The organism is Nonomuraea sp. NPDC003214 (assembly GCF_053590035.1).
On record NZ_JBSFSX010000004.1, the window covers coordinates 507,919 to 522,447 of the forward strand.

Below are 14,529 nucleotides of genomic sequence, written 5' to 3' on the forward strand. Positions count from 1 at the left end.
CCGCGACCGGAAAGGCTCGACCGATGGGGACCGAGGACAAGCTCCGCGCCTACCTCAAACGCGCAACCGTCGAACTGGCCCAGACCCGCCGCAGGCTCGCCGAGGTGGAGGAGCGCCACGACGAGCCCATCGCCGTCATCGGCATGGCCTGCCGCTACCCCGGCGGCGCCGGCACCGTCGACGGCTACTGGGACCTGCTGCGCGACGGCCGGCACGCGGTCCGCGAGGTGCCGTCCGCCCGCTGGGACATCGACGACTACTACGACCCCGACCCGCGCGCCCCCGGCGGCATCTACACCCGCTACGGCACCTTCCTCGACGACGTCGCCGGCTGGGACGCCGAGTTCTTCGGCCTGTCACCCCGCGAAGCCCTCCGCATGGACCCCCAGCAGCGCATCCTCCTCGAACTCGCCTGGGAAGGACTGGAGAGCGCCGGGCTGTCACCCACCCGCATGCGCGGCAGCCGCACCGGCGTCATGGTCGGCTTCATGGACACCCTCCAGTACGGGCGGCTCCAGATGGAACGCCAGGGCCGCGACGCCCTGTCCGACCCGTACCTCGGCCAGGGCGCCATCCCCAGCGTCGCCGCCGGGCGCATCGCCTACCAGCTCGACCTGATCGGGCCCACCCTCACCGTCGACACCGCCTGCTCCTCCTCGCTCATCGCCGTCCACCTCGCCGCCCAGGCCCTGCGGCGCGGCGAGTGCGACCTGGCCCTCGCCGCCGGAGCCTCCCTCTCCCTGCACCCCACCCTCTACATCCAGGCGTGCGCCGGGCTCATGATGTGCGCCGACGGCCGGTGCAAGACCTTCGACGAGTCCGCCGACGGCTACGTCATGGGCGAAGGCGGCGGCCTCGTCGTCCTCGAACCCCTCTCCAAGGCCCTCGCCAACGGCCGCCGCATCCGCGCCGTCCTGCGCGGCTCCGCCGTCAACCAGGACGGGCGCAGCAACGGGCTCACCGCGCCCAGCCGCAAGGCCCAGGCCGACGTGATCACCCGCGCCCTCGCCGCCGCCCGCGTCACCCCCGGCGAGATCGACTACGTCGAGGCGCACGGCTCCGGCACCCACCTCGGCGACGCCATCGAGCTGTCCGCCCTCCACGACGTCTTCGGCGGCCGTAGCGCCGACCGGCCCCTCCGCGTCGGCGCCGTCAAGACCAACATCGGCCACACCCAGGCCGCCGCCGGCGTCGCCGGGCTCATCAAGACGGTGCTCATCCTGGAGAACGAGCTCATCCCGCCCAGCCTCAACCTCACCACCCCGGCCGCCGCCATCCCCGCCGACGGCACCGTCCAGCCGGTCACCGCACCCGTGCCGCTGCCCCGCCGCGACGACGCCCCCCGCCTCGCGGGTGTCAGCTCCTTCGGCCTCTCCGGCACCAACGCCCACCTGATCCTCCAGGCCGCCCCTCCGCACCCTTCCCTGCAGCCAGAAGCGACCACCCTCGCGTACGCCGGAGCAGCGGCCACCACCGCAGGACCCACCCACCCCGCAACCCCCGCCCCCACCGGAGCGAGCACCCCCCTTGGAGGGGCCACTCACCTCGAAGGGGGCCACCTCGGCGAGGGGGAGGCCGCCGTGGGCGGGCGGGGTGGGGCGCCGTACGTGCTGCCGCTGTCGGCTGCGAGCGGGCCGGCCTTGCGGGAGCAGGCCGAACGGCTGGCCACCTGGCTGGAGGCGCGCCCCGGGGCCGGGCTGGCGGACGTGGCGCACACGCTCCAGACCGGCCGCGCGGAGCTGGACCACCGCCGCGCCCTCGTCTGCGACGACGCCGCCGACGCCGTGGCGCGGCTGCGGGCGCCGGGCGACGGCCACCGGGTCAAGCGCCGCCCCCGCCTGGCGTTCCTGCTGCCGGGCGTCGGCGACCAGTACGCGGGCCTCGGCAGGGACCTGTACGCCGCCGAGCCCGTGTACGCCGAGGCCGTGGACCAGTGCGTCGACCTCGTACGCCGCCGCTCCGGCGTGGACCTGCGCCCCCAGTTCTTCCCGGAGGGCGCGACCGCGGCCCCCGAGAACGGCGACCTGGCCGCCCTGCTCGGCCGGTCGGGGGAGACGCGCGACGCCCACGACCCGCTCGACCAGGCGGCGATCGCGCACCCGTTCCTGTTCACCGTCGAGTACGCGCTCGCCAGGCTCCTGCGCCACTGGGGCGTCACCCCGGACCTGCTGGTCGGCTACAGCCTCGGCGAGTACGTGGCCGCCTGCCTGGCCGGGGTGTTCACCCTGGAGGACGCCCTGCACGTGGTCGTGGAGCGCGCCCACCTGATCAGCGCGGTGCCCGCCGGCCGCATGGTGGCGGTGGCGGCCCCGCAGGACCGCGTCCTGGAGGTGCTGGCCGGGACGGGCGCGGAGGTGGACGTCGCCGCCCGCAACGGCCCCGCCATGACGGTGCTGAGCGGCCTGCCGGCCGAGATCGAGGCCGCGACGGCCGCGCTGGCCGCGACCGGCCTGGCCTGCCGCCCGCTCCGGTCGGCGCACGCGTTCCACTCCACGCTGCTGCAGCCGGCCCGCGAGAAGCTCGCCGCGGTGCTCGACACGGTGACGCGCCGCCCGCCGGACATCACGATCGTCTCCAACCTCACCGGCCGCCCGCTGACCGCCGAGGAGGCCACGAGCACCTCGTACTGGGCCGACCAGCTCGTCAGCACCGTCCGCTTCGCCGACGGCGTACGGCACTGCCTGGAGGAGGACGTGTCGGCGTTCGTCGAGCTCGGCGCGGGACAGACGCTCGGCGGCCTCGTACGGCAGAACCTGACGGGCGGCCGGACCGCCGTCCTCGGCACGCTCGCCCCCCACTGGAACGCGAGCCCCGAGCCCCACGGCGACCTCGTCACCACCTGCGCCACCCTGTGGGAGCTGGGCGCCCCGGTGAACTGGGACGCGGCAAGGCCGGGCGGCGGGCACGTCGCCGACCTGCCCACGTACCCCTTCCAGCGCACCCGGTTCTGGCCGGAGACGACGGCGCAGCCCGTCGCCGCCGAGCCCGCCCCGGCCGTCGGACCGGCCGACCACCTCTTCGCCCCGCTGTGGCGGCGCGACCCGGCCGCCGCCGCCCCGCCCGCCGGGCTCGCGCTGCCCGGCCCGCTGGTGGTGTTCGCCGACCCCGGCGGCGTCGGCGGCGCGCTCGCCGACCTGGCCGCCGCGTCCGGCGTCCGCGTCGTCGAGGTCGTCCCCGGGACCGGGCCGCACCGCGACGGCCGCCGCCTCACCATCGACCCGTCGGACCCCGCCCAGTACGCGGAGGTCTTCGCGGGGCACGGCGACGGGCCCGTGCACGTGGCGCACCTGTGGAGCCTCGCCACCCCCGCCGCCACGGGCGACGACGACCTGCGCGCCGCCGTCGGGCACGGCTTCGACAGCCTGATGCTGGCCGTACAGGCACTGGGGGAGCGGCCCGCCCGCCTCCTCACCGTCACCCGGGGCGCGGCCGACATCCTCGGCGGCGACGCCACCGCCCCCCACCAGGCGCTCGCCCACGGGCTCGGCCGGGCCGTCCGCCACGAGTACCCGAACCTCACGTGGAGCGGCGTCGACCTCGACCCCGGCGAGCCGCAGCCGCCCGCGGGGACCGCGCGGCAGCTCGCCGCCGAGCTGCTCACCGAGCCCGGCGCGGGCGACACGCCCGAGTCGGCCGACCCGCTCACCGGCTGGCGCCGGGGCCGCCGCTGGACACGCGGCTGGGCCCCGATCCCCGACCGGCCCGGCGCGGAGGGGACGCCGGTGTGGCGGGCGGACGGCGCCTACCTCATCACCGGCGGCACCCGCGGCCTCGGCCTGGCCCTGGCCCGGCACCTCGTACGCGCCGGCGTCCGCCGCCTGGCGCTGCTCGCCCGCACCCCGCTCCCCGACGGCGACGCCGACGTCGCCGCCCTGACGGCGGCGGGCGCCGAGGTGCTGCTCCTCACCGCCGACGCGGGCGTGCCGGACGAGCTGCGCGCCGCCCTGCGGCGGGCGCGCGAACGGTTCGGCCGCCTGCACGGCGTCATCCACGCCGCCGGCCTGCCCGCCGGCGGGCTGCTGCAACGCCGCACCACCGCCGAGGCGGCCCGCGTGCTCGCCCCCAAGGTGTACGCGATGGGCCCGCTCGCCGAGCTGACCGGCCCCGGCACCCCCGAGGAGGAACGGCCCGAGCTGCTCGTCCTCTACTCCTCGGCCGTCACCGCGTTCGGCGGCATCGGCGAGGGCGACTACTGCGCCGCCAACACCGTGCTCGACGCCTACGGCCAGGCCCTGGCCGCCGCCGCGCCCGCCACCCGCGTCGTCTCCGTAGCCTGGGGGCCCTGGCAGCACGACGTGTGGCAGTCGGAGAACCTCAAGGGCAGCGGCGGCCTGGCCGAACGCGTCGCCGACTACCGAGCCCGCTACGGGTTCGCCGACGACGCCGGATGCGCGCTCCTCGACCGGATCGTGGCCGGCGGCCACGGCAGCGTCATGGCCGTCAGGCAGCCGCTGCGCGACGTGCTCGCGTCATGGACGAGCATGCTCGACCTGGACGGCCTGCTCGCCACGGCCGCCCCCCAGGGCGAGCGCTTCCCCCGCCCCCGGCTCCGCACCGACTACGCGCCGCCCAGGACCGAGGCCGAGGCCAGGATGGCCGACCTGTGGGGCGCCTACCTCGGCATCGACGGCGTCGGCGTGCACGACCCGTTCTTCGACCTCGGCGGCAACTCCCTGACCGGCATGGCCATGGTGCTCGCTATCGAGAAGGACCTCGGCCGCCCCATCGCGCCCGCGGTGCTGTTCGAGCACCCCACCGTGGCCGCGTTCACGGCCGCACTGGACGGCGGCGGCGACCAGGGCGCCCAGGAGGCGCTCTCCACCAGTTCCGCACGGGGGCAGCGGCGGCGCCGGGCCCGTTCCAGCAACCGGAAATGAGGACCCAAGACGTGATCGACGACATCGAAGGAGCCGGCACCGACATCGCGATCGTCGGCATGTCCGGCCGGTTCCCCGGCGCTCCCGGCGTCGCCGAACTCTGGTCCGCCATCCGCGCGGGGGACTCGGGCATCACCCGCTTCACCGACGACGAGCTGCGCGCCGCCGGCGTCCCCGCCGACCTCCTGGCCGACCCCGCGTACGTCAAGGCGGCGCCCGTCATCGACGGCGTCGAGGAGTTCGACGCGGCGTTCTTCGGCATCAGCCCCAAGGAGGCGCAGATCCTCGACCCGCAGCACCGGCTGTTCCTGGAGCACAGCTGGGCCGCGCTGGAGGACGCCGGCTGCGACCCCACGCGGTTCGACGGCGCCATCGGCGTGTTCGGCGGCTGCGCCCACAGCTCCTACATGCAGAACAACCTGCTGCCCAGCGGCATCACCGCCGTCATGGGCGACCTGGCCGTCGGCCTGGCCAACGACAAGGACTCCCTCACCACCCGCGTCGCGCACACGCTCGGCCTGACCGGCCCCAGCTACGGCGTGCAGAGCTACTGCTCCACCTCGCTCGTCGCCGTGTGCGCCGCCGCCTCCAGCCTGGCCGGGTTCGAGAGCGACCTGGCGCTCGCCGGCGGCGTCGCCGTCAACGTGCCCCACCGCGTCGGCTACCTCTACCAGCAGGGCGGCATCGCGCCGCCCGACGGCCTGTGCCGCGCCTTCGACGCGCGCGGACTCGGCAGCCCGCTCGGCAGCGGCGTCGGCGTCGTCGCCCTGCGGCGGCTGGAGGACGCGCTCGCCGACGGCGACCAGATCTACGCCGTCATCCGGGGCTGGGCCGTCAACAACGACGGCGGGCGCAAGGTCGGCTTCACCGCCCCCGGCGTCCAGGGACAGGCCGCCGTCATGGCCGAGGCGCTGGCCGCCGCCGACCTCGAACCCGGCGACATCGACTACATCGAGGCGCACGGCACCGGCACCGCCCTCGGCGACGCCGCCGAGCTGGCCGCCCTCCAGCAGGTGTACGGCGGCCGGTCGCTGCTGATCGGCTCCGTCAAGCCGAACGTCGGCCACCTCGACCGGGCCGCCGGCGTCACCAACCTGATCAAGGCGGCGCTCGCCCTGCGGCACGACGAGATCCCGCCCACGCTCCACCTGTCGGAGCCGAACCCGCAGCTCGGCACCGGCGAGGCCCGCCTCGACGTCGTCACCCGGCTGCGCGGCTGGCCGCGCGAGGCGGGCCGCATCCGCCGCGCCGGGGTGAGCGCGTTCGGCATCGGCGGGACCAACGCCCACGTGGTGCTGGAGGAGGCGCCGCTCGTCCCCAGGACCGAGGAGGAGCCGCGCCCCGAACCGCTGATCTGGTCCGCCCGCACCGCCGCCGCGGCCGACGAGATGACCGCCCGGCTCGCCGCCCACCTCGCGGCCGACGGCCAGGAGCTCCGGCTCGCCGACGTGGCCCACACCCTCCAGGCCGGGCGGCAGCAGTTCGGCCACCGCAGGATGCTCGTCGCCGCCTCCCCGGCCGAGGCCGCCGAGGCGCTGGCGGGCGGCGCCGCGCTCGGCCGCGCCGAGACCCGCGCCGACCGGCCCGCCGCCTTCCTCATCGCGGGCGCCGGGGAGCAGTACCCGGGCATGGCCGCCGACCTGTACGCGACCGAGCCCGTCTTCCGCGAGGCGCTCGACGAGTGCCGCACCCGGCTGCGCCGCCTCATGGACGGCGCCGACCCGCTCACCGACCTGCTCGCCCCCCGTCCAGGCCCCGGCCCCGGCGGCGGGCTCGGCGCCCTGCTCGGCCGCACCGCCGAGCCCGCCGCCACCCCCACCGAGACGCTCCAGCCCGCCCTGTTCGCCGTCGAGTACGCGCTCGCCACGCTCGTCCGGTCGTGGGGCGTCGAGCCGGCGATCCTGGCCGGCTACAGCCTCGGCGAGTACGTCGCCGCCTGCCTGGCCGGCGTGCTCACCCTCGACGACGCCGTCGCCCTCGTCACCCACCGCGCCCGCCTCATCGGCGAGCTCCCCGAAGGCGCCATGGCCGCCGTGCCGCTGGCCGCGGCCGACGTCCTGGACCGCATCCGCCGCGCCGGCATCACCGGCGTCGGCGTCGGCGCCGTCAACGGTCCCGAGCTCACCGTCCTGTCCGGCGAACCGCAGGCCGTCGCCGCCGCCCGCGCGCTCCTGGAGGCCGACGCGGTGCCGTGCCGGCCGCTCGCCACCACCCACGCCTTCCACTCCGCGATGATGGAGCCCCTCCGGGACCGCCTCACCGCGTGGATCGCCGCCCACGTCACCCTCCACCCGCCCCAGATCCCGTACGTGTCCAACGTCACCGGCGAGATCGCCACGGCCGGACAGGTCACCGACCCCGCCTACTGGGCCCGCCACATGTGCGAGCCCGTCCGCTTCCACGACATGCTGCGCACCCTCCTGCGGCACGACGGCGAACCCGCGCTCCTGGAGATCGGGCCTGGCCAGTCGCTGGGCGCCATGGCGCGCGGCCACGCCGACTGCCCGCCGGACCGCTGGCCGCTCGTCGTCGCCACCCTGCCCGGCGCCGCAGACCCGCGCCCCGCCGGCGCCGTGCTCGCCGAGGCCGCCGGGCGGCTCTGGCTCGCGGGCGTCCCCGTCGACTGGGCCGGCTACCGGCAGGACCGGCCCGTCGCCAAGGTCGGGCTGCCCACCTACCCGTTCCAGCGCGAGCGCTTCTGGGTGAACCCGCCCGCCACCCCCACCCTCCCCGCCGCCGCCGTCTCGCCCGCCGCCGAGCTCCCGGCGGACGCCGCGCCCCGGGCCGGGCACGTGTCCCTGCTGTCCCCCCGCTGGACCCCCGCCCCGCCCGCGTCGTCCGAGCTCCAGGCCACCCGCTACGTCCTCCTCACCGGCGGCCCCGGCGGCTCCGGCGGCGCCGGCGACACCCTGGCCCGGACCCTGCGCGCCACCGGCGCCGACGTCGTCACCGCAGTCCCGGGCGACGCCTTCACCGAGACCCCGGACGGCTGCACGTTCGACCCCGCCGACCCCGCCGCCCTCGCCTCCCGCCTCACGACGGACGGCCTCACGATCCTCGACCTCCGCCTCCTGACCCCACCGACCGGCCCCGCCAACCCGTACGGCGGGACCGTCCCGTACGGCCAGACCGCCCTGTACGGCGGGACCGTCTCGTACGGCGAAGCGGTCCTGACGAACGGACCCAACCTCCCGAACGGGGCCGCACCCCACACCGTCCCGGCCGGAACCCCGGGCCCCGAAGGCGGCGCCGGCCCGGACGGCGGCGACGACCGTGACGGACAGGACGGCGAGGTCGGCCCGGACGGCGGCGACGGCCGCGACGGCACCGGCCCCGACGGCGGCAACGCCCACCACACCACCCCCACAGGCCCCTCCACCACCGACGAGCCCGCAACCCCCGACGGGCGTGCGCTCCCCGAGGGGGCCGCCGCTCCCGACGGGCGTGCTCCCTCCGAGGGGGCCGCTGTCATCGGGGGGGATGGGCGGGGCGCGGTGTTGCCCGTGGCGGCGATGCTGGCGGCCTGGGGGGAGGCGACCGCCGAGACGGCCGCGCGGGTGATCGTCGTGACGCGCGGCGGGCAGGCCGTGGCGGCGGGGGAGCGCCCCGACCCGGGGATGGCCGCCGCCGCGACGCTGCCGATGGTCGCCAACCAGGAGTACCTGAACCTCGACTGCGCCACCGTGGACGTGACCGGGGACGCGGACGCCGCCGAGGTGGCCGAGGCGCTGGCGGCGGAGCTCCGCACTCCGTCCGGCGACGTCTTCGTCGCCTACCGCCACGGCACCCGCCTGACCCGCGCCTACACCCCCGACGACGCCACCCCCCACGACGCCGCCCCGGTGCGGCGGGGCGGGACGTACCTGGTGACGGGCGGGCTCGGGGACGTGGGCCTGCTGCTGGCCGGCCACCTGGCCCGCGCCGGGGCGGGCCGGCTGGTCCTGGCCAGCCGGGGCGGCGTGCCGGACGACCCGGCCCACCCGCGGCGGCACGCGGTCGACGCGCTGCGGGAGCTGGGCGTCGAGGTGAGCACTCCCCGCGTGGACGTCACCGACCCGGCCGCCGTGCGCGCGCTGCTGGCCGGGCTGGACCGGCTGGACGGCGTCGTGCACGCCGCCGCCGTGACCACGCCCGACACGTTCCGCCCGCTGCGCGAGCTGGACGCGGACGCGGTGGCCCGGCACTTCGACGCCAAGGTCGGCGGCGCGCTGGCGCTGGCCGAGGCGCTGGCGGGCACGGAGCTGACGCCGGACTTCTGCGTGCTGTTCGCCTCCACGTCGTCGCTGCTGGGCGGCATCACGTTCGGCAGCTACGCCGCCGCGAACGCGGCGCTGACGGCGATCGCCCACCGCCACCACGGCGGCGCCACCCGGTGGACGGCCGCGAGCTGGGACACCTGGGCGGTGACGCTCGACCGCATCGAGGGCGGCCTGGGCGCGGCGATGGCGGCGCACTCGATGACGGCGGAGGAGGCCCTGGCGGCCTTCGACCGGGTCCGGGCCGGCGCCGCCCCGCACGTCGTGGTCGCCGCGGGCGGTCTCGACGACCGGCTCCCGCGCGCCATGAGCGCGCCGGGCCCGGAGGCGGCCGGGAGCGGCGACCGCTTCCCCCGCCCCGAGCTGCCCCAGCCGTACACGGCCCCGATCACGCAGGCCGAGCGGGACCTGGCGGCGCTCTGGTCGGAGGTGCTGGGCGTGGAGCCCGTCGGCACCCGGGACAACTTCTTCGACCTCGGCGGCAACTCCCTGGTGGCGCTGCAGATGCTGGCGCTGGTGAAGAAGCGGCACGGGATCGCGGTGCCGACGGTGACCCTGTTCGAGGCGCCCACGGTCGCCACGCTGGCCGCCGTGCTCGACGAGCGCCGTTCCACCGCCGCGCCGCAGGCCGAGCCCGTACGGGCCGCGCGGGTGGAGCGCGTCACCGAGGACGAGGACCGGCGGATCGCGATCGTCGGGATGGCGGGCCGTTTCCCCGGCGCGCCGGACGTGGACGCGTTCTGGCGGAACCTGCGCGCGGGCGTCGAGTCGATCACGTTCTTCTCCGAGGACGAGCTGCTGGCCGCCGGGGCCGACCCCGAGCAGGTGCGCGACCCGGCGTACGTGCCGGCCCGGCCGGTGCTGGACGACGTCGGCGGCTTCGACGCGGCGTTCTTCGGCATGAGCCCGCGCATGGCCGCCATCACCGACCCGCAGCAGCGGGCGTTCCTGGAGGTGTGCTGGGAGGCGCTGGAGCAGGCCGGTTACGCCGCGCCGGAGCGGCGGGGCCGGGTCGGCGTGTTCGGCGGCGCCAACATCAGCACCTACCTGCTGAGGATGACCGACCACCTGCTCGGCGCGGGCGGCAAGGCGGGCTTCAGCGACTTCGAAGTGATCATGGGCAACGACAAGGACGCGCTGCCCACGACCGTGTCGTACCTGCTCGACCTGCACGGGCCGAGCGTCGCCGTGCAGACGTTCTGCTCCACGTCGCTGGTCGCCGCGCACCTGGCGGTGCAGTCGCTGCGCAACGGCGAGTGCGAGCTCGCGCTGGCGGGCGGCGTCTCCATCCGGGTGCCGGACCGCGTCGGGCACCTGTACGGGCCGGGCGGGCAGGAGTCGCCCGACGGGCACGTGCGCACGTTCGACGCGCGGGCCAAGGGCAGCATGTTCGGCGACGGCGCCGCCGCCGTCCTGCTCAAGCGGCTGCCGGACGCGCTGCGCGACGGCGACCACGTCTGGGCGGTGATCCGCGGCACGGCGATGAACAACGACGGCGCGCTCAAGGTCGGCTACACCGCGCCCAGCGTCGTCGGCCAGTCGCGGGTGATCGCCGACGCGATGGCCGACGCCGGCGTCACCGGCGAGGACATCAGCTACGTGGAGGCGCACGGCACCGCCACCGAGCTGGGCGACCCGATCGAGGTGGCCGCGCTCGCCCGCGCCTTCGGCCCGACCCGCGAGCGCCGCTACTGCGCGATCGGGTCGGTCAAGACGAACGTCGGCCACCTGGACCGGGCGGCCGGGGCGAGCGGGCTGATCAAGACCGCGTTCGCGATCCGCGACGGCGTGATCCCGGCCAGCCTGCACTACACCAGCCCCAACCCGGAGATCGACTTCGAGTCGGGCCCGTTCTACGTCAACACCGAGCTGTCGCCGTGGCGGACCCGTGACGGCCGCCCGCGCATCGCCGGGCTGAACTCGCTCGGCATGGGCGGCACCAACGTCCACATGGTGATCGAGGAGCCCCCGGCCGTCTCCCGCGACGCCGAGTCGCAGGGCCGCCGCTACCAGGTGCTGCCGGTGTCGGCCCGCGCCGCCGCGGCGGCCGACGAGGCGTGCCGCAGGCTGGGCCGGCACCTGGCGGCAGAGCCGGGCGTCCGGCTGGCCGACGCCGCGTACACGCTGCAGGCCGGGCGGAAGACGTTCGAGCACCGGCGCGCGCTGGTGGCCGTGGACGCGGCGGGCGCGGCGGCCGCGCTGGACGGCGGCGCGGGCCTGCTCTCCCGCACCGACACCGCGCAGGGCCGCCGGGTCGCCTTCCTGCTGGCGGGCGTCGGCGAGCAGTACCCGGGCCTGGCCGCCGACCTGCACCGCCACGAGCCCGCCTTCCGCCAGGCGCTCGACGACTGCCTGGCGGCGCTGGCCGGCGTCATGGACGTGACCGGCGTCGCGGACCTGCTCACCGGCGACCGCGCCGCCGCCCCCGGCCTGGCCGCCCTCCTCGGCCGGGAGACCGCCTCCGGCGGCGGGCCGGACGGGGCGCGGGCGGCGACGCTGGCGCGCACCGAGCTCGCCCAGCCCGCCCTGTTCGCCGTGGAGTACGCGCTGGCGCGCACCCTCATGGCGTGGGGCGTCCAGCCGGAGATCATGCTCGGCTACAGCCTCGGCGAGTACGTCGCCGCCTGCCTGTCGGGCGTGCTCTCCCTCCAGGACGCCGTCGCGCTCGTCGCCCACCGGGCGAAGCTCATCGCCGAGCTGCCCGGCGGGTCGATGCTCGCCGTCTCGATGCCCGCCGCCGCGCTGGCCCGCCGCTTCCGGCTGGAGGAGCGCGGCCTGGACGTCGCCGCCGTCAACGGCCCCCAGGTCACCGTCGTCGCCGGCCCCGCCGAGCCCGTCGCCGCCCTGGCCGCCGAGCTGCGCGCCGCCGAGATCCCGTGCCGCCCCCTGGAGACCAGCCACGCCTTCCACTCCCGCATGCTCGAACCGGCTGCCCACGACCTCACCCAGTGGGTCAAGGCCAACGTCACGCTCAACCCGCCCGCGCTGCCGTACGTGTCGAACGTGACCGGCGACGTCGCGGACGCCGCGCTGGTGTGCGACCCCGGCTACTGGGCGCGGCACATGTGCGCGACGGTGCGGTTCGCCGACGGCGCGGAACGGCTGCTCGCCGACCCGGAGCTGGCCGTCGTGGAGATCGGGCCGGGCCAGTCGCTCGGCGCGCTGGTCCGCGCGACCGGCTGCCCGCCCGAGCGGTGGCCGCTGATCACCCACACCATGCCCGCCGCGAGCGACGGCACCCCCGGCGACGAGACGCTGGCCGGCTGCCTGGCCAGGCTGTGGCTGTGCGGCGTCACCCTCGACTGGGACGCCTACCACGGCCGCGACGGCGGCGACGGCGGCGCGGCCGGGACGCCGGGCCGGATCCCGCTGCCCACCTACCCGTTCCAGCGGCAGCGCCACTGGATCGACCCGCCCGCCCGCGCCAAGGCCGTCGCCGCCGAGCCGGAGGACCTGTTCGAGGCCGTCGCCGGGCTGCCCAAGCTGCCCGAGGACCGGTGGCTCTACCTGCCCGTGTGGCGGCAGACCGCCGCCCCCGCGCCCGCCGCCGCTCAGCCGGGCTCCTGGCTGGTGTTCACCCGCGACGGCCTGGCCGACGAGGCCGCCCGCAGGCTGGCCGCCACCGGCGCCACCGTCACCCTGGTCCGCCCCGGCGACGCCTACACCGCGACCCCGGACGGCCACACGGTCCGGCCCGGCAGCGTCGACGACCTCCTCGCCCTGCTGCGCGACCTGCGCGCCGCCGGCCGGCCGCTGGAGCGCGTCGTCCACCTGTGGTCGCTGGAGCCGGGCCCGCACGAGCTCACCGTCACGCGCGGCCTGCACACGCTCGTCGCGCTCGCCCGCGCCGCCGGCGAGTCCGGCATCGGCGGCTGGTCGCTCGACGTGGCCGTCTCCGGCACCCAGCAGGTGCTCGGCGAGGAGGTCGCCGACCCGTCCGGCGCCACCCTGGCCGGACCCTGCCTGGTGATCCCGCTGGAGTACCCCGGCGTGACCACCCGCCTCGTCGACCTGCCCGGCGACCCGGCCGCGACCGACCTGGACGCGCTCACCGCCGAGCTGGCCCGCCCGCACGGCGACCGCACCGTGGCGCTGCGCCGGGGCCGCCGCTGGCTGCCCGGCTACGACCCGATGCCCGTGCCCGACGCCCCCGACCCGCTGCGCGACGGCGGCGTCTACCTGATCACCGGCGGTCTGGGCGGCATCGCCCTCGGCCTGGCCGGTCACCTGGCCCGCGAACGCGCCGCCAAGCTCGTCCTGCTCGCCAGGACCGGCCTGCCGCCCCGCGCCGAATGGCCCGCCGTCCTCTCGGGCGAGCGGCACGCCGGGGAGACCACCAGGCGGCGCGTCGCCGAGGTCACCGCCCTCATCGAGGCGGGCGCCGAGGTCGAGCTCGTCACCGGCGACGCCGCCTCCGCCGCCGACGTGCGCCGCGCCGTCGACGCCGCCCTCGACCGGTTCGGCGCGCTGCACGGCGTCCTGCACGCCGCCGGGGTCCCCGCGATGGGGCTCATGCAGTTCAAGCGGCCCGAGGAGCTCGACGACGTGCTCGCCCCCAAGGTCGGCGGCGTCCACGCCGTCGCCGAGGCGCTGCGCATCGGCGAACCCGGCGAGATCCCGCTCGACTTCCTCGCCCTGTTCTCCTCCATCACCTCCGCCACCGGCGGCGGCCCCGGCCAGGTCGACTACTGCGCCGCCAACGCCTACCTGGACGCCTACGCCTGCCGGCTGGCCGCCACCGGCCGCCGCGTCGTCGCCATCGGCTGGGGCGAATGGACGTGGAACGCCTGGGAGGCCGGGCTCGACGGCTACGAGGAGGCGCTGCGCGACTTCTTCCGCGACAACCGGGCCAGGATCGGCATCGGCTTCGACGACGGCTGGCGCTCCCTGCGGCGCGCCCTGGCCACCGGCGAGCCGCGCGTCGTCGTCTCCACCCAGGACTTCCCCACCCTCGTCGCCGGCAGCGCCCGCTTCACCCTGGAGGCGGTGACCTCGCCCGGCCTGGGCGGGACCGGCGGCGAACGGCACCCCCGCCCCGAACTGCTCACCCCCTACCAGGAGCCGTCCGGCCACGCCGAGGAGACCATCGCCGCGATCTGGGCGGAGTCGCTGCGGCTGGAACGCGTCGGCGTGCACGACAACTTCTTCGAACTCGGCGGCAACTCCCTGCTCGGCGTCTCGATCGTGGCGGCGGTCCGCCGCGCGTTCGAGCTGGCCGAGCTGCCGCCGCACATCCTCTACGAGTCGCCCACCGTGGCCGCGCTCGCCGGCACCGCCGAGGCCCTGGCCTCCGGCACGGCGCCCGCGGCCGCCGACCCAGGCGGCAGCCAGGTCCGCGCGCAGCTGCGCAGATCCGGGCTCGAAGCCTCCGCCGCCCGCAGACGCGGCCGGTGACA

2 protein-coding genes are annotated in these 14,529 nt (G+C 76.9%); both read left to right on the top strand.

Annotated elements, in window-relative coordinates:
- Positions 1-23: 23 nt before the first annotated feature.
- Positions 24-4,877, top strand: a complete 4,854-nt coding sequence (locus ACWDXC_RS14680; protein ID WP_449981656.1) for an SDR family NAD(P)-dependent oxidoreductase — start codon at positions 24-26, stop codon at positions 4,875-4,877.
- Entirely contained in the window at positions 4,874-14,527 is a 9,654-nt protein-coding gene (locus tag ACWDXC_RS14685) for an SDR family oxidoreductase (RefSeq protein WP_449981658.1), read from the top strand. Before ACWDXC_RS14680 ends, ACWDXC_RS14685 begins: the two co-directional genes overlap by 4 nt.
- Positions 14,528-14,529: the final 2 nt, after the last annotated feature.

Coding starts and splice junctions, on each gene's coding strand:
- ACWDXC_RS14685 (WP_449981658.1), top strand. CDS start 4,874: ATGAGGACCCAAGACGTGATCGACGACATCGAAGGAGCCGGCACCGAC.
- ACWDXC_RS14680 (WP_449981656.1), top strand. CDS start 24: ATGGGGACCGAGGACAAGCTCCGCGCCTACCTCAAACGCGCAACCGTC.